Below are 18,719 nucleotides of genomic sequence, written 5' to 3'. Positions count from 1 at the left end.
TTAAATTTATTTATTTGTAAAATAATTGTATTCGATAATTGCTTGGTTATAAGCATTCAAATTATCTAAATAGTTTTTTCGTATTTCAATGGCTTGACTTAAATACAGTGAAAAATCGGCGTAACTAATTTCTCCAGCTTTATAGGATTGATTTGCGGCTTTTATAATTTCGTCTGCCTGTTGTAAACCCGAAGTTTCGTAAAATTGTAATCCAGATAAACTTTTTTCTACTTCGGTTTGTCTTTGTGCCAAAGATGATTTTAAAATTTGTGACTGATATTGCAATTGTTGCTCCTGTACTTCTTTTTCTTTTTTAGCAGCTTTTATTTTGTTACTAATTGCACCATTACCAAAAATTGGAAATGACGTTGCAAATGAAAAACCTGTGTAAGGATCTTGCAAACCATATAATTTTTGTGAAAAAACACGACCTGAAAATTCTGGCAAACGACTGCTTTTTTGTATCGCAATTTCACTATTGGCAATGGCTACATTTTGTTGTAATAAAAGAAGATTAGGATGGTTTTCTGATGAATTTTGTAATCCATAATCTAATTTTTCTAACGATTTAGAAAGTGGTAAAATAGCTTCTGAACTATTTAGTAATTGCATTAATGCCTGTTGTTGTACTTGGATTTCTTTTTGAAGTTGCATAATATTGGTTTCAATTTCTTTCAACCTTACGTTTGCTGAAATTTTTTCGATACCTGCACTTTCGCCTGTTTTTACTTTTACAATAGTAGTTTTTAGCAAAACTATATAAATGCTATCCAATCTTTGATACAAAGCCGTTTTATCTTGTAAATACCACAATTGATAATATACTGACCGAATATTTTTTTTCAGTTCCGTATTGATTACTTCTTTGTTTATTTCAAAATATTTAGTTTGCTCTTTGTAATAATTTTTCTTGGATTGGTTTACTTGTGGCATAAAAAAACTTTGTTGCAAACCTATTTTCAAAATCCCTGATTTATCTGATGGACGCAAATCTTCATTTTCTATAAAAAAACCTGTTTTAGGAAATTCTTTGTTTCCTTTTATCAAAAACTGATTTTTGGTGATTTGTGATTGATTTATATTGTATTGTAAATTGTCTTTTAAACCTAAATTCAAAACTTCATCAATACTTTTTCTGGATTGTGCCTGACTGTTATTAAAAGATAAAAACAATCCAATTACTAAAATTGTTGTAATTATATTTACTTTTGGTTTCAATGATAAATTAATTTTAGAATTGAAAATTATATATAAAAGTGGTAATACAAATAAAGTTAAAAACGTTGCAGAAAGTAAGCCACCAATAACTACTGTCGCTAGTGGTTTTTGCACTTCGGCACCTGCACTATGTGATAATGCCATTGGCAAAAAGCCCAATGATGCCACGGTAGCGGTCATTAAAACTGGGCGTAACCTAATTTTTGTTCCTTCAATAACACGTTTTATTACATCATTCCAACCGTCTTTTTCGAGTTGATTGAAAGTGCCAACTAATACAATTCCGTTTAATACGGCTACACCAAATAAGGCAATAAATCCGATACCCGCTGATATACTAAAGGGCATTCCTCGTAGCAATAATGCAAATACGCCACCAATAGCACTCATAGGTATTGCAGAAAATATCAAACTGGCTTGTTTCATAGAATTAAATGTAAAATACAAAAGCATAAAAATGAGTAATAATGAAATTGGTACTGCAATCATCAAACGATTGGATGCTTTTTGTAAATTTTCAAATGTACCTCCGTAAGTAAAATAATAGCCCGAAGGTAATTTTACTTTTGTTGCCAACTTGCCTTGAATTTCATTTACCACACTTTGAACATCTCTATCTTGAATATTGAAACCAATAACGATTCTACGTTTTCCTGCTTCACGGCTTATTTGTGCTGGACCCAATTTAAAATCTATTTTTGCCACTTGAGATAATGGAATTTGACTGCCAGTAGGTGTTGGTATCAACAGATTATTTACATCATCGATACTTCTTCGTGATGTACTGTCTAAACGCACTACTAAATCATATTTTCGCTCATTTTCAAAAACTACTCCAGCTGCTTTTCCTGCAAAAGCAGTACTTACGATACCATTTACATCTTCAACATTTAGTCCATAATTTGCGATTCGTAAACGGTCGTACTCAATATTAATTTGTGGTAAACCGTCAACTTGCTCGACTTGTGGCGAGGAAACTCCTTTCACTTTTATAATAACATCTTTTACTTTTTTAGCATAAACAGAAAGACTATCTAAATTTTCGCCAAATATTTTTATCGCTACATCTTGTTTAATTCCCGTCATCAATTCATTGAAACGCATTTGAATGGGTTGGCTTTTTTCTATAAAAACACCAGGTATTACGCTCAACTTTTCTTCTAACGCATCGCCCAATTCATCATAAGATCGTCCAGATTTCCATTCGTCTTGCGGTTTTAGAATTATCATCATATCTGTTGCACCTGGTGGCATTGGGTCAGTTGGTACTTCTCCTGCACCTGTTTTTCCTACTACAATTTTTACTTCATCAAATTGCTTGGCGATTCTTGCTCCTTGCATTGAAGTTTCAATACTTTGAGATAAAGATGTTTCAAGTGGCATTTTAAATTCAAACGCATAATCTCCTTCGGCTAGATTTGGAATAAACTCACCACCCATTTTACTAAAGATAAAAAAGGTAACTAATAATAAGGCAACAGTAATACCAACTACTTTATATTTTATTGCAATTACTTTTACCAAAAGCGGTTCGTACTTGCTGTACAAGAAATCCATCATTTTATCAGAAAATGTTTTTTTATGACTGATGTTTTTTGGTAAAAACAAGGCACTCATCATCGGAATATATGTTAATGAAAGTATCATTGCACCTATGATGGCAAATGAAACGGTTTTTGCCATTGGTCCAAACATTTTTCCTTCAATACCCACTAATGATAAAATAGGGAAATAAACAATCATAATAATGATTTGTCCAAATGCAGCACTACTCATCATTTTTTTAGCACTATTTTCAACAGCACTATCCATTTCAATTTGTGTGAGTGCCGTTTTGCTTTTATTGTGCTCGAGAAAATATAAAGAGGCTTCGACAATAATTACAGCACCATCTACAATTAGACCAAAATCTATGGCACCTAAACTCATTAGGTTGGCACTTACTCCAAATATTTTCATTAATGCTAACGCAAAAAGCATAGACAACGGTATTGCAGAAGCAACAATAAGTCCAGCTCGCAGATTTCCGAGAAATAGGACTAAAACAAAAATTACAATTAATGCTCCTTCGATTAAGTTTTTCTCTACAGTTTCAATAGCACGATTTACAAATTTACTTCTGTCAATAAAAGGTTCGACAACCACATCATCAGGTAATGATTTTTGAATGATAATCATTTTATCTTTTACTCTTTGCACTACTTCGTTACTGTTAGCTCCTTTTAGCATCAACACGATTCCACCTACAGCATCTACTTTACCATTGTAAGTCATCGCACCATATCTTACAGCGTTTCCAAATTGCACTTGTGCAACATCTTTTATAAAAATAGGAACGCTATTAGGATTGCTTTTTACTACGATATTTTTTACATCTTCAAGCGAAGTAACTAACCCAACACCTCGAATAAAGTATGCACTTGGTTTTTTATCTATGTATGCACCACCTGTATTTTGATTGTTTTTTTCTAAAGCGTTAAAAATATCTGGAATAGTTACTCCCATTGCTTTGAGACGATTTGGATTTACGCCAACTTCATATTGTTTTAATTTTCCACCAAAACTATTTATTTCGGCAATTCCAGGAGTTCCGTTAAGTTGTCTTGCTACTATCCAGTCTTGCATAGAACGTAAATCCATTGCGGAATATTTATTTTCACTTCCTTTTTTTGGATGCAAAATATATTGATACACCTCACCAAGTCCTGTACTCACTGGTCCTAATTCAGGTGTCCCAATACCTTGAGGTATTTGACTAATGGCTTCTTTAAGTCTCTCACTAATTAATTGACGAGCAAAATAAATATTGACATCATCATCAAAAACAACAGTGATTACTGATAAACCAAAGCGCGAAATACTTCTAGTTTCTTCTAAATCAGGAAGATTTGCTATACTTTGCTCAATTGGAAAAGTTACTAATTGTTCTACTTCTTGCCCTGCCAATGTTGGGCAAAGCGTAATAATTTGTACTTGATTGTTTGTAATATCTGGTACGGCATCAATTGGTAATTTGGATGCACTCCAAACTCCCCAAATGATTAGAAATAAAGTCATCAAACCAATGATGAACTTGTTATTTATGCTAAAGTGAATTATTTTGTCTAACATTGAAATAGTATAATGAATTAGAAATTAGCAAAATTTCTTTTGCTATTATTTGTGAAAAGGTCACGAGTTTCTAACCCGAAATTACTCGGGCTTAATTATACTATTTGTGGTGGCTGCCAAATACTTCCGAAGAAATTGGAAGTAAGTATTGATTTGTATTCAGGTATTTTTTTGTCTATTATGGTTTTAACAGAAAAAAAAGTATAATTGTAAGTATTATTAGAAGAAAAACCTTGACAACCGCAACAGTTACAGATACATAATGGCGAACAAGCATCATTATCGAGGTGCTGTTTAGGGCTTGTTTTTACAGTTACATCATTGTATAAAAATACTTGTTCCTTATCTGCACAAGGCATACAAGAAAGTAGAAGGACTAAAATTGATAATATTATATTAAAAATTTTCATTGTTGCAAAAATAGCAATTATATTTTAATGATTGTTAAAGTAATGCAAAACTCTTGCTACTATTCCTAAAATCAAAATTGAACAAGCTAAAGTAATCAATATTACTCGAACTACACCAAATCCTATTATTGGTCTTTTAATTGGTGCTTTTTTATGTGTTATTTTTTTTACCATTATATAATTGCTCTAAAATAATTTTGATGTAATTGGAATTGTAGTGAGAAAAAATATTAATTCTAATCAAGTCTATAATTATAAATTAATAATGATTGGTTCACAGATGTAAAAATAATATTTTTATTTTTAGTAATTCAAATTCATTCCAAACCCTATACCCATATCGCTGTCATAATGAGTTGTTACGCCTAAATTTCTTGTGAAAATATATTTTAAGCCCGTTGTATATTCTTTATCAGTATTAATCATAATCATCGCTCTTAATCGTTTTGAAACAGGAATATCTTCTCTACCTAACTGAAAACGAAATTTGCCATCGCCATCAATTCGTAAATCAGCAATAAATAGCATAGGTAAAGTATAAGCAATACCTGCTATTAGTGTGTGTCGATTGTTTTTATTGCTGGTTTGTCCAAACCAGTTTTTTTCTTCGCTACCAAAAATATTTTTTGGACCTCCCTCCATTTTATAATGATAATCAAAACCAATGTATGGGTATAGCCATTGCATTTTGCCGAAATATCTACCAATCATAGTTTCACTTTCGTAACCGTGCATATCGTGGTAGCCTAAATGCCAAAGTGTGCTAATTTTCCAACGTGTATTAGCAATCATTGCGGTACCTTCATTTCCGTTGGTTGCAATATTATCTTCCCCCATAAAATGAAATTTTCTATCATCGGCAAATAGTTTTCGTTGCGCTAATTTTGGATTTGGAATTTCTGGATTTGCTGCTTGGTTTTCATAAGTAAAAATACGTCCCATTCCGCTCATCATGTGGTAGAGAATATGACAGTGAAAGAACCAATCTCCCTCAACATTGGCATTAAACTCAAGAGTATCGGTTTCCATTGGCATTATATCTACTATGTTTTTGAGTGGCGCATAATCGCCTTGACCATTGAGTACTCTGAAATCGTGTCCGTGTAAGTGCATTGGGTGGCGCATCATGGAACCGTTGTGAATTACCATTCTAATGTTTTCGCCCTTTTTGATTAAGATTTTATCGGTTTCGGAAACTACTTTGTTGTCTAAACTCCAAACGTATCGGTTCATATTCCCGGTAAGTTCAAAATGCAATTCTTTTACGGGTGCATCTTTTGGAAGTGTTGTTTTTGTTGGAGATTTGAGCATTTGATAATTTAGGGTTGTAATATCTGAAAGTTCGTTGCTGTTGTAATCATCAGCACTCATTTTCATTTTACCCATTTTATCATCTGCCTTTTTCTTGGTTTCACCCGTAATCTCTGGGTACATTACCACATTCATATCCATTTGGTTCAATGACATTTGCATTCCCATATCGTCTAAGTCACCGTTCATTTTCATCATGCCGTTCATCATTTTCATTCCTTCAAAATATTTCAGTTTTGGCATTGGAGAAACCAATTGCTTAATGCCAGCTCCAATATATATTGAGGTTGATTTTGTTCTATCTTCCGGAGTGGCTAAAAGTTCATAACTGGTTTTATCTGCCGGAATGGTTACAATAATATCGTAGGTTTCGGAAACAGCCACTATTAATCTATCGACTTCGATGGGTTCTACATCGTTACCATCATTAGCAACTACCATGATTTTCCCGCCCGCATAGGTAAGCCAAAAATAGGTTGAAGCACCACCATTTGAAATTCTTAGACGAATTTTATCTCCCGCTTTAAATTGTGATAATTGACTTTCGTTTTTACCGTTGATTAGAAATTTTTCATAATACACATCGCTCACATCCATAGCATTCATTCGTTTCCATTCGTTAGCTATTTTAGTTTTAAAATATCCTTGTTTTATGGCTTCGGCATAGCTTTGTGTTGTGCCTTTTTTGATAGCAAACCAATCCGTAGCATTGTGTAACATTCTATGAACATTTTCGGGTTTTAAATCTGTCCATTCACTTAAAATTATCGGAAGTGTTGGCAAATCATCAATTCCTTTTCTAAATGTTGGATCCTCAGCTTTTTTATTCATTATGAATGAACCATACATTCCGATTTGCTCTTGTAAACCTGTGTGGCTATGATACCAATGGGTTCCGTGTTGAATTATTGGAAAAGTATATAAATGTGTAGTATGGGGTTTTATTGGCATTTGAGTAAGATTAGGTACTCCATCATATTGATTAGGTAAAAATAAACCGTGCCAGTGCATTGATGTTTCTTCATTTAGCTCGTTATGTACATATATTTCGGCAATATCGCCCTCAGTAAAAGTTAAGGTTGGCATTGGAATTTGACCGTTTACAGCTATTGCGCGTTTTTGTTTTCCCGAAAAATTTACAATAGTATCACGGACGTATAAATCGTAACGAACCGTTTTAGAAATTGTTTTTACTTTATTTTCCTTTACTGGTTCTGCTTTGTATGAAACTGGAGTTTTTTGAACTTCATTATTCTGTTCTTGAATTACTTTTTTAGGTTCTGAAACTATTTTTTTGGTCTCTACTGCCTTATTAGTGGTTTTTGATTTTTCTTTAATCAAAACCATCCCGCATTTAGGACAATTGCCAGGTTTACTTTCGTGAATTTCTGGGTGCATTATGCAAGTATAGAACGTTTGTTGTTTTTCTTTTTTACCCATATCCATGCCTTTCATATCTTGAGCAGTAGCTATATGAGCGAAAGTTAGGAGAACAATAATTATTGATAATTTAATTTTCATCTTTTTGTTTTTTTAAAGTTGTAATCTTCTTAAGCGCAAGGCATTTACAATTACTGAAACGGAACTAAAACTCATGGCTAAAGCGGCAATCATAGGAGATAGTAAAATTCCGAAAAATGGATATAAAACCCCCGCTGCAATTGGAACACCTAACACGTTATAGAAAAATGCGAAAAATAAGTTCTGCTTAATATTTCTCATAACAGCGTGGCTTAAATTCTTGGCTTTCACTATACCTTGTAAATCTCCTTTTACTAATGTGATTTTGGCACTTTCAATGGCTACGTCAGTTCCTGTTCCCATTGCAATTCCTATATTAGCTTGTGCTAAAGCAGGTGCATCATTTATACCATCGCCTGCCATCGCTACAATTTTTCCATCGGATTGTAAACGTTTAATTTCGTTTAATTTATCTTCGGGTAAACATCCTGCTTTGTAGGATGATAATTTTAATTCATCAGCAACAGCTTTGGCTGTATTTATATTGTCGCCAGTTAGCATTATTACTTCAACTCCTCGACGCATCAGCTCTTCTATAGCTTCTTTACTTGATATTTTAATTGCATCGGTAATTGATACAAAACCAACTGCAACCCCATCAACAGCAATATATGAAACGGTTTTTCCTAGTTTTTGCTCGGCAATAATTTTGTTTTCCAAATCATTTGAAACATTTGCCTTTACTTGTTCCATTAGTTTTTTATTTCCTAATGCTACTTTTTTATTGGTTACTGTTCCTGTAACTCCTTTGCCTGCAACGGCTTCAAAATCTTTAACATCAATTAATGAAATAGATTTTGTTTTTACATAATTCACAACAGCTTGCGCCAATGGATGCTCACTATACTGGTTTAACGAAGCAATGCTTTGTAATAAATCATTATCGTTGTTATTTGACGAATAAATTTTTTCTACTGATGGTTTCCCCTCTGTAATGGTTCCTGTTTTATCAGTTATTAGAACATTAACCTTATTCATATTCTCTAAAGCTTCCGCATTTTTTATTAAAACGCCTGATTGCGCACCTTTGCCAACACCAACCATCACTGACATTGGAGTTGCCAATCCTAAAGCACAAGGACAGGCAATAATTAAAACGGCAATAGCATTTATAAATCCGTAAACTAATGCAGGTTCGGGACCAAATTTTGCCCAAAATAAAAAGGTAATGACGGAAATAATTACAACAATTGGCACAAAGTATTTTGCGATACTATCGGCTAATTTTTGAATTGGTGCTCTGGAACGAGAAGCATCATTTACCATTTGCACGATTTGAGAAAGCAAGGTTTCTGAACCTACTTTTTCAGCTATCATTACAAATGATTTATTACCGTTAATTGTTCCGGCGATAACATTATCATCTTTCTTTTTATCAACGGGTATTGGTTCGCCTGTAATCATAGCTTCATCAATGCTACTTTCGCCATCGGTAATTTTTCCGTCAACAGGTATTTTGTCTCCGGGTTTTACTCTTAATAAATCACCTTTTTTGATGTCGTGAATCGAGATTACTTTATCGCTTCCATCAATAACCAAAGTAGCTTCAGTAGGAGCCAATTTTAATAATTCTTTTATCGCTCCACTGGTTTGACTATGCGCTCTCGCTTCTAACAATTGCCCCAACAAAACCAAAGTTAGAATGACAGTTGTAGCTTCAAAATAGAGTAATACTGTTCCATGTTCTGTCTTAAATTCACTTGGAAAAATATCGGGAAAAAACATTCCGACTAAACTAAATACAAATGCTACTCCTGTACCAATTCCGATAAGCGTGAACATATTCAAATTCCATGTGATTATTGATTTCCAAGCACGAACAAAGAATATCCAACAAGCATAAAAAACCACAGGAAGCGATAATATCAATTGCACCCAATTCCATTTTGGAGCATCCATTATTCTGAATAAAGGATTGTTGTGTGCCATTTCTATCATTGCAATAGCGAAAATGGGAACTGTAAATACAACCGCTATTTTCATTTTCTTAACCAAATCCTTATACTTTTTTTGGTCTTCGGTGTCAGTTGGATTCATAGGTACTAAATCCATTCCGCAAATTGGACATGAACCCTGAGTTTCACTAATAACTTCTGGGTGCATGGGACAAGTGTACAAAGTTTTGCTAACTGTCAACTCTGGTGCTTTGACTAAATCCATTCCACATACGGGACAATCGCCTGCTTTGTCATAGACTTTTTCGCCTTCGCAGTGCATTGGACAATAGTATTTTCCATTAGCATTAATGGGTGTTTTGATTTCTTTTTTATCGCTGTGAGAATGTGTAGAGCAACAAGATTTTGTAGTAACCTCATTCGTTGCTGATTGCTCTGACATTTTGCTATTAGTCATTTCTATGGTGTATTTTCCAACTGCTGTTAATGCTTCTTGAAATTGTGCTGTTGGAATGTGCTTTTCCATAGTTATAGTTGCGATTGGTGGGTTTAATGAAACTTTAGCTTCAACGCCATCAATAGCATTCAATGTTTTTTCGACTTTGGTGCGGCAACCATCACAAGTCATTCCGGTAATGTTGTAAGTATGTATCATCTTTTTGTTATTTTAATACAAATTTCCCGTATATCATTATTATGGAGTTGCACAATTCTGGGTTTGATTTGCAAGATTTATAAATCTTCAATTTGTCTTCGTTTGATGGTTTTTAAATTTTTGAAATAGGTTGGAGAAAAGCCTGTTATCTTCTTGAACTGGTTACTTAAATGAGAAACGCTGCTGTAATTTAAAGAATAAGCAATTTCACTTAATGACAGTTCATCATAGATAATTAACTCTTTTACTTTTTCAATTTTTTGATTCATAAAATACTTCTCTATAGTAGTATTTTCGACTTCTGAAAACAGGTTGCTCAAGGTATTATAGTCCTGATGCAGTTCTTGTGAAATATAATCGGATAAATTGCTTTTCAAATCGTTGTTTTTATTCTGAACCAAATCAATAATGAGGGTTTTAATCTTATCAATAGTTTTACTTTTCCTATCATCGATTAAATCAAAACCAATTGCACGAAGGTTTTTTAGTAATTCCTGTTTTTGGTTTTCGTTAATATTATTTTCCAATTCAACTTCACCCAATTCAACTACAATAGGATTAATACCTATATTTTCAAACACAGATTTCACAACCATTTTGCAGCGACTACAAACCATATTTTTTATGTACAGTTTCATATTATTAGGTTAAAATTGATTTTGCTATTTTATCCATAATGGAATGATCTGTTCCGAATTTGCAAATCGCATCACAATTGGCTCTCAATTCTGAAAACAATATGTATTTGATACACATTTTTGAATTTTTTATAGCAGGTCTGTTGAGTTGCTGAATTACATCTTTTTCTCGACTGTCTGGAATGATTATATAAAACACTTCATCACCATCAGAAATACTAAAATAGAGGTCGGAAAGGCGTAAAATTCCCGAATAAATGCTAGTGCTTTTTTCTACCTCAAACGCACCAATAATATTGTTAGTTCCTTTTTCAAACCAAAGGACATCAATTAGTTTAATAGTGTTTTGCGTATCTTTATCACATGGTAATTCAGGGAATTTGCTCATAGAGATAAAAGAAAAACTTTGTCCATTGAAAGCTTTACTTTTATCATTACTGGCAGGTGTAACATCAAAACCTAATGAAGCTCCAATTTTTAATAAATGGTATTGCATTTCACTATGTAAATTTTCTTCCTGCTTTTCTTCTTGAATTTCTTTTTGGCGTTTTACTATGTTTTTTTCAAACTTATTACGTTCCTCTTCACTTAAATATTCATCATTACCAATCAACATTTTTTGCGTTCCAATTTCAAAACACAGTCCTGCTATTGCGCCTAAATCATTTGATAAATCGGTTTTATGTGCATTGTTGGTTTCGAGAAGTGTTTCACGAATTTTTAGATATTCTGTCCAACTGCCAAGTTTCTTTTTGTCTTTGTATAAAAAATTAAACCCATTGAGAATAGCCGTATTGAATGGTGGAAACCAAGTGGGATGTATGAAATATAAAATACTGGCGACCGCAGGACCAAGACCTTTGATTTTGAGTGTATCTAACTTTACAATCTCTTTTACTACTTGTTCTTCGGTTTTAGCATTGATGCAATTTTCGAGGAACTGCCCAAAAGCGATTTTGTTGGTTTGATTTTCATAAATATCGGGGATGCGCAATTTTGGTTTCCAATAAAAAGGATGTGCAACTCCAACGAAAACTTGCTTTTGTTCTGCAATACAACTCAATACAAACTCTAAACTACTTTCTTTAAAATCGTTTGGGAAGTTTTTGTTTTTTATGTCTTCAATAACCTGTAAAACACCACGTCTAATTGTTCGGAATGCCTTTAGTCTTTGGTCATTGTCAACAAACCAAGTATTGTAAACACTTTCGTTGTCGTTTTTGTATTGCTGAATGATTTGTGTTAGGTTACTCATCTTTATTAAGTGTATTTATCCAATTGATTATTTCTTCTTTTTGTTTGGCTTTAAGTATTGCATTTTTATGAATCAAAGTATAAGAACTCAAAGGCATTTCGTTTTTTTTAATTTGCTTTATCATTCGGTCTAATTTATTCTCTTGTTTTCGTTTTGAGTAATTTCCATATTCATTGAAATTCAATTCTTTTTTCCCCTCATTAATATGTCCGTCCATAAAGAAACGAACAGGTTGTATATAGGAATACCAAGGGTAATTAGTATTATTACTATGGCAATCGTAGCAGGAAGTTCTTAAAGTAGTTTCAATATTCTTTGGCACTTTATATACTTCAGTAAAATTTGATGAAAAATACTGCTCGTAACTAGTGTTACGAGCAGGTTGATAGCATTGCATCAGCAAAAAAATAATGAACCCAATAACTGCTATTTTTTTGATGAGCTTTTTCATTTAGTATGTTTTTTTAACAGAACCACAAGTTAACATTTTGCTACCTTGATATGGATTTTTGATTTCTTTAATTTCACTTATCCAAATCGCACCTTTGCCATCATCTGCCATAGGACAATAGTCTTGGTATAGCTTTCTGTGTGACCCAAACGTTTTAATTAAATCGTTGATGTCTTTGCTTAACAATACAAAATGTTCTCTTTGATGTTCTAATTTACCAGCGTTATCTCCGATATGTTCTGCGTTTTCTTTAGCATCATCGGCAATATCAAGATATTCTTTTTTCTGTTCTGCATTTAGCGTTTTTGTATCAAATCTGTTAAGCGATGCCAATAATAATTTTCCGTTATCCGCAGCACCTTTAGAATCATCTTTTGCTAAATTGTTTTTAAGATTTATGTAGCACGTTACAATGTCACTTACATAGTCTTTTGGAGTTACTGTAGCACTATCAACAGTTGCTCCAGTTTTTGCTATTGTATCAGTCGTTTTTGACTCTGCGGTTGGAACTGGCTCGGTTAATTCCATGCCACATTTTGAACATTTATCGCCTTTCTTTCCTGTTACTTCTGGGTGCATTGAACACGCATATAACTGTGAGGTACTTTCTGTTTTTTCTGAATTAGTTGTTGAAGCTTCTTTATTTTTTTGATTACAAGAAACTAGAACAAATGCCATTGCTATGGCTGAAAGGATTATATTTTTCATTTTTTTATATTTTAAATAGTTATCGTTGCTATTGGCAACATTTTTTAATAAATATTTTTTTGAAAATCCACTTTAATATGTTTAGTGTTTTTTTCATTTTTATAATTACATTTTTAAAACGATACCATTTGGTTTGTTACCTACAGTTATTGTTTTGGTAACTGTATGATTTGTAACGTTTATTACTGAAACTGATTTGGCTGATTGATTAGTGACATAAGCTGTGTTTCCATCGGTTGTAAAAGCAACTGCATGAGTTCCATTCCCAGCATTTATTACACCTGCGTCCATCCACATTCCCATACCCGAATCCCAAGTGTAGTAGTGTACTTTTGCATTCATAGGGTCAGTAACCCATAATTCATTTTTAACCCCATTGTGAGCAGCGATACCTGGCATAAAACCTAGAGCAATAGTTTGGTCAACTGCATTTGTAGCGACATTAATTACAGAAATAGATTGTCCGTCTTCGTTGTCAACAAACATTTGTCCGTTGCTCCCTGTCCAAGCACCAACTGGATTATCTCCAACATTAACAGTAGTGATAACTGCTTTTGTAGCGACATTGATTACAGAAACTGTATCATCGTCTCCATTAGCCACATACGCTTTTGTACCATCAGATGAAAATGTTAATTCTGCGGGCATCATTCCAACTGTAATTGTGGTCATCAATGCGTAAGTAGTTGCATTGTAAACCAATACTTTTCCATCCATATCCATTTGTGGTACCCAAATTTCTGTACCATCTGGAGAATAGATAGTGTTATGATTCATTACAGGCAAATCTAAATTTTCTAAAACTGCACCTGTTGTTGCATTTAAAACTAACATTTTTCCGGGCATTGTACCCGTTATTGTATGACCAGCGCTAAAATCCATTCCGGGAACTCCTAACGCTAAATGCCCTTGATGGTAAACAATATGGTGTGGCCAAGTAATCATGTCAGCACTAGGAAACGATATTGTTCCGGTTACTTCACCTGTTGATAGTTTTATTACTGAAACTGTTGCATCTTGACCATTGACTACATAAGCCGCAGGATAATCTACATTTAATGGTGTAGCTGTATTATTATCTTTTGAACAAGAAGCTAATGTAAAAATTACAACCATTACAGTTGCTATGGTGTAAATTGAATTTGTTTTTTTCATTTCGTTATTTTATTTAATTGTTTCTACTGTTTTACCACAAGTCAACATTTGAGACCCATAGTATGGGTTTTTAACTGCATTTTCTTTGCTTAACCAATTAGCATCCTGCATAGGGCAGTATTGATAATATACAGGCTCTGTAGGTTTTGAAACTTTTATCAATTCATACGTGTTTTTAGATAATGATTTAAAAGAATCTCTTTGCTTTTTGATGTCTTGTGTTTCTGAAATACTTTTCGCATCAGCTTTCAAATCTTTCAGTACTTTCATCCAAACCATGTGAACCTCCATTTTCAACGTTTCCATTTTTACCGCTTCGACTGAAGTTAGTAGCTCTTTTGATTTAGCTGCAGTTGTTTTAGCATCTGTTTTTACTAGCGCCTCTTTCAATAAGAAATAGTTATCAAATACTGATTGTAATTGATTGCTTTGCTTCGTCAGTTCGCTATTGCTCGGGTCTTGATTTTCAGACATTGTAGTGTGGTCATTCATTACCATTTTAGTAGCTCCTGATACCGCATCTACTTTTACTGGAACTTTTGCCTCTCGGTCATATTGGCAACAGCCGGGAAGTTTTGAATAAGCATCAGCAGGAGCAAGAAATTTTTCACTATCATAACCGACAAGAGCAATACGTTTTAGTATTTCATCTTGATTGGTTTTGCTTTCATCATAAGTTAGGGTTGCCATTTTGGTATCTTCATTCCAATCGACTTGAGCAATATTTTTCAGATTCCCTGCTTTTTCTATTTTGGTTTTGCACATCCCACAGTTACCATAGATTTTAACTGTTTCGGTTTTAGCATTTTTTATTTGTGCGTTTGATACTCCTGACAGCAATACTAGGATTGCCATCATTATTTTATTTAATGAGTTCATTGTTATGAAATTAATTTTAAATTGAATTAGTTAAACCATCACAAAACATGGCGTATTATGCCGAAATTTTGAAATTGAATTAACCGAAAAAATAAATGAATTTAAAAGCAAATTATGCTTTCTATTTGACACACTTATGGCTGTCAAAAAAGGATTTTAGCTTATTTTTGGGATTAGCCAAAGGAAATAGAAACCAGAAGAAATAGCGGTTTCAGTATTAGAAAATTTTTGTTTTTCTAGAGAAAAATCAAAACTATTATTTTTTAAAATAAATTCAGAAGAAACTGTAAAGCCACTTATTGCTGATGGACAGGCACATTTTGAATGACCACATTTTCCGCCGCAACCCTCATGATTTTTTGTTTTGGAATGATTGGTGCTTTCACAACAACTGTCTTTGTCTGCTTTTGATGAAATTTCTTTTTTTGCTGAGTGCTTGTCCGCCGAGCATGTACCACAAGCATAAGTGTTATTAGGCATAAAGAATATGCCTAATAACAGAAGTAATATGAAGTGGTATTTTTTCATTTTTAAAACTAAACGTCACAAAAATAATTAAATTGAATTGATATTTCACTAAACATTTGTTAAATCATCATGTTTTGTTGTGAATTATTCAAAGACCATAATTGATTTTATTTTTTTGTATTTATCTCGTCAAGATAATATTGCAAATCGTAGAGGTAAATCAATTCATCATCTTCCTGTTCCGGCATTTGCGCTAATTCTACGAAATTGATATTTTCATACAAAGATTTTTCCCCTAGTATGTCCTGCATGATAATGAATACTGCCTCAAGTAGGTTTTTATTATTGCAATGCACCGTATAATTCTTTAGGTAAACAATCATGTCAATCTTTTTTGAATCTTCATATTCAAAAGGCATGAATTTAAGTTCACTTGCCTTGAGGTTTATGTCTTTGAATATATAAGGTTTGTCCAATCCGGCTTCCATTTCGTCAATAGCTGCGGAAGGTTGAACGAATGCAATAAATTCCCAATCTTTTAGTTTAGGTGCAGATTTTATAACTTCTTCCACTTTATTAAAAAAATCAGGATTACCGTTGGCTGAGATAATCATTTGTGTTTTTTCATTTTTGCGGTTAGGAAATATCAGGATAAAATCTACCCCTGGAGCATAAAAATGGAGGTGCCAATCAAGCCAATGGACATAGTGCTTTTTCTCTTTTGCGCTTAATGTGATTAGGTTTTTTAATTTTGATTGGTGGCCACTGAACCAGGACCAAAAATGTTCTACTTTTTTCATAATAAAATTTTGTTTAAGTTATTTGATTCGATTACAAAATGCCATCGCGCCGCCTGGCTACTTCGCTAAAACAGTTCACTGAACTGTTTTTTTACGCTCGTCCCTAACGTTTATCTTTAGTGTTGTTATCATAAGCTATTAAATTGAAAAGTTCCCGCATTCGGCTTCTCACCCTCTTGCCGTAATGGGTTTCTATTTCTGATGCTGATAAATTAGTAGTGATGTGAGTTGGAATTCTTTTTGCAATAAAAACATCATAGCGGCTTAACAATATTTCTGCCATCACATTACATTCGTTACCGTAATATTTTAAGTTGTTCTCTATTCCTAAATCATCGAAACAAATTATTTTAGGTTCTGATTCATATAATTTCCCCTTACTGTATTTGTGTATGATTTGGTAGCCGTCCTGGATAAATTCAAAGCTTATATCCCGGCATGGTTTTACGAAAAATTTGTGTTCTGTTGGCGTTAGGTATTTCATGATGCTCATTAGTGAAGTTTTGCCGCAACCAATAGGACCAGAAAGGAGAATTCCTTTGTTGAGGTTTATCCCATATTGAAAACATGTTGGCTCATCTTTTAGAAAATAGGCTATGAGTTTGTATATGATTGGATAATCGATTTCAAGGATTTTGAAATGATTACCATAGAGCTCAGCACCTTTTTTTTCAATCCACAAGACAATATCCTCATAGCTATAGAGGTTCTGAATAGTCTTTATTTGCTGAGGTGTCGAGTTGTTTTGTTCTGTCTGTTCGTTCATTTGAAATGAATTTAGGTGCGTTTAACATCCAGTTATTGGCAGCTGCTGGCCAGTCAGCCATTGGTATTTTTCCACCGACTAGCCAACCAACACTTGAAAAGTAATTGTAGAATTTATGGGCTTCCAGTTCTGGGAAGTTTTGTTGGAGGAAATAATTTAATACATCTTCTAAAGCTGGATTGAGTTCCCTCGACTGCGCTCGGGATGACAAATTTGAAGTCATTACATCTTTTTCTTTTTCAGCGGAACCTTTTTCTTTTTCTTGTACTTCCGAATTTTTAAAAATGAATTGATCTTCTTCAATTTTTTTTTCGGGCTCGTCCAAGTTTAAACTGTTTGAATTGTTTAAATCGTTTGTATTGTTTGTATTGTTTATATAAGGTACTACGACTTGTTCATCAACCTGTTCAGTACTTGTTTCAGAACCAGTACAAGACTTGTTCACTACTTGTTCATCAACTGGGTTAAAATTTGAACTTGTATTTTTTGGTAAAGGCTTTAGATCATCCGAAAAATTGAATAAAAAAACATGGCTACCTTTGAATGGATTATAGGAAGGTTCGTATTTAATATAGCCTTGTGCATGTAATGCTTTGAGACATTTGTGATACGTAGCTTTGGAACTGATCTTGCTAATTCGCATTACTTCATCACGGGAAATACTTATCGGATTTTTGAACCGGTTGCAATTCCAGAACTGAAACAGTGACATGTATAGACTTACATGTGTTGGATTCAATGCTCTGTCTTTGGCTACTTTATCAAAAAAGCCTGTGAGGTGTTTTATATAATTCATATTTGTAGTTGTTATGTTTTCTTTTGGCTTGACCCAAAAGAAACAAAAGGTCAAGACTAGAGTTCTCATCGGTCAAATTAATTCTCAAATTCTAAAAGAAAAGAACTCGCTTCGCTCAGACAGCTTTTCTTTTTACGAATTTTTCGAATATTTGACGCTCGATTCCGAACTCCAAGGTCTTTTACTCAATAATTAGAAATTTTACTTTTTGAAGAGCGTTGGGTTAGCGGAGACTTTGTTGGCTGATAGTAGTTTGTCTATATCGTCATTGTCGTAATAGAGGATACCGCCAATTTTAGTATAGGATAATGTTTTGTTGATACGAAGGGTTTGGAGTGTTCCTGGAGAAATGTTTAATAGCTTGCGGACTTCTTTGGATTTGAGCCATTGTCTAGTTTGCTCTGTTTTGCTTTGGAAAATTTCCCTAATGTCATTTAAGAGTAATGTGCGGAAATCTTCAAGGTCTTGCTTAGTAATAATTTCTACTGCCATAATTTATGTTTTACATTGTTATATTTTACCGATTAACACCCAAAATAACCTTAGTAAATTGGCCTTTTTTCCTTTCTTCTTCAAAATAAAAATAAAACGTAGCCATGCTATGCTTGATTTTTCTTTATTGAATAAAGAAAAAAAGCCTCAATTTCTTTAAGGCAATTTTGAATATTAACCGGTAATGCAA

At 33.4% G+C, this 18,719-nt stretch carries 15 protein-coding genes; all 15 read right to left on the bottom strand.

The window, feature by feature from the left end:
- Positions 1 to 6 precede the first annotated feature (6 nt).
- The 15 genes from ACODSI_RS01780 to ACODSI_RS01710 all read right to left on the bottom strand — a co-directional run bounded on the left by ACODSI_RS01780 (position 7) and on the right by ACODSI_RS01710 (position 18,529).
- Entirely contained in the window at positions 7 to 4,329 is a 4,323-nt protein-coding gene (locus ACODSI_RS01780; RefSeq protein ID WP_488915128.1) for a CusA/CzcA family heavy metal efflux RND transporter, read from the bottom strand.
- Between the two features lie 95 nt (positions 4,330 to 4,424).
- The gene (locus ACODSI_RS01775; RefSeq protein WP_488915127.1) at positions 4,425 to 4,739 is read right to left on the bottom strand and encodes a DUF6660 family protein; all 315 of its coding nucleotides are present in this window, start codon (positions 4,737 to 4,739) and stop codon (positions 4,425 to 4,427) included.
- A gap of 303 nt (positions 4,740 to 5,042) precedes the next feature.
- On the bottom strand, positions 5,043 to 7,571 hold the full coding sequence (locus tag ACODSI_RS01770) for a multicopper oxidase domain-containing protein (protein ID WP_488915126.1): 2,529 nt from the start codon (positions 7,569 to 7,571) through the stop codon (positions 5,043 to 5,045).
- A gap of 12 nt (positions 7,572 to 7,583) precedes the next feature.
- Positions 7,584 to 10,121: a heavy metal translocating P-type ATPase gene (locus tag ACODSI_RS01765; RefSeq protein WP_488915125.1), complete on the bottom strand. Its 2,538-nt coding sequence runs from the start codon at positions 10,119 to 10,121 to the stop codon at positions 7,584 to 7,586.
- A gap of 77 nt (positions 10,122 to 10,198) precedes the next feature.
- Positions 10,199 to 10,759 (bottom strand): helix-turn-helix domain-containing protein, encoded by a 561-nt coding sequence (locus tag ACODSI_RS01760; protein WP_488915124.1) that lies wholly within the window; start codon positions 10,757 to 10,759, stop codon positions 10,199 to 10,201.
- A gap of 4 nt (positions 10,760 to 10,763) precedes the next feature.
- Entirely contained in the window at positions 10,764 to 12,014 is a 1,251-nt protein-coding gene (locus tag ACODSI_RS01755; protein WP_488915123.1) for a hypothetical protein, read from the bottom strand.
- The gene (locus ACODSI_RS01750; protein WP_488915122.1) at positions 12,007 to 12,465 is read right to left on the bottom strand and encodes a heme-binding domain-containing protein; all 459 of its coding nucleotides are present in this window, start codon (positions 12,463 to 12,465) and stop codon (positions 12,007 to 12,009) included. Before ACODSI_RS01750 ends, ACODSI_RS01755 begins: the two co-directional genes overlap by 8 nt.
- Positions 12,466 to 13,173 (bottom strand): DUF3347 domain-containing protein, encoded by a 708-nt coding sequence (locus tag ACODSI_RS01745; RefSeq protein WP_488915121.1) that lies wholly within the window; start codon positions 13,171 to 13,173, stop codon positions 12,466 to 12,468.
- A gap of 105 nt (positions 13,174 to 13,278) precedes the next feature.
- A complete protein-coding gene (locus ACODSI_RS01740; protein WP_488915120.1) occupies positions 13,279 to 14,328 on the bottom strand; it encodes a YncE family protein in 1,050 nt (349 codons plus the stop codon).
- Positions 14,329 to 14,337: 9 nt separating this feature from the next.
- The gene (locus tag ACODSI_RS01735) at positions 14,338 to 15,207 is read right to left on the bottom strand and encodes a DUF3347 domain-containing protein (RefSeq protein ID WP_488915119.1); all 870 of its coding nucleotides are present in this window, start codon (positions 15,205 to 15,207) and stop codon (positions 14,338 to 14,340) included.
- A gap of 156 nt (positions 15,208 to 15,363) precedes the next feature.
- Entirely contained in the window at positions 15,364 to 15,735 is a 372-nt protein-coding gene (locus ACODSI_RS01730; protein WP_488915118.1) for a hypothetical protein, read from the bottom strand.
- A gap of 107 nt (positions 15,736 to 15,842) precedes the next feature.
- Positions 15,843 to 16,475 carry a hypothetical protein gene (locus tag ACODSI_RS01725; protein ID WP_488915117.1) on the bottom strand — a complete coding sequence of 211 codons (633 nt, stop codon included), beginning with the start codon at positions 16,473 to 16,475 and terminating at the stop codon, positions 15,843 to 15,845.
- Between the two features lie 103 nt (positions 16,476 to 16,578).
- A complete protein-coding gene (locus ACODSI_RS01720) occupies positions 16,579 to 17,241 on the bottom strand; it encodes an AAA family ATPase (protein WP_488915116.1) in 663 nt (220 codons plus the stop codon).
- The gene (locus tag ACODSI_RS01715) at positions 17,174 to 18,037 is read right to left on the bottom strand and encodes a transcriptional regulator (protein WP_488915115.1); all 864 of its coding nucleotides are present in this window, start codon (positions 18,035 to 18,037) and stop codon (positions 17,174 to 17,176) included. Before ACODSI_RS01715 ends, ACODSI_RS01720 begins: the two co-directional genes overlap by 68 nt.
- A 201-nt stretch (positions 18,038 to 18,238) precedes the next feature.
- Complete coding sequence (locus tag ACODSI_RS01710) at positions 18,239 to 18,529, bottom strand: helix-turn-helix domain-containing protein (RefSeq protein ID WP_488915114.1); 291 nt, start codon at positions 18,527 to 18,529, stop codon at positions 18,239 to 18,241.
- Positions 18,530 to 18,719 lie beyond the last annotated feature (190 nt).

It is taken from the genome of Flavobacterium sp. FG139 (assembly GCF_057809695.1).
This window is presented reverse-complemented; position numbering and strand designations above follow the sequence as displayed.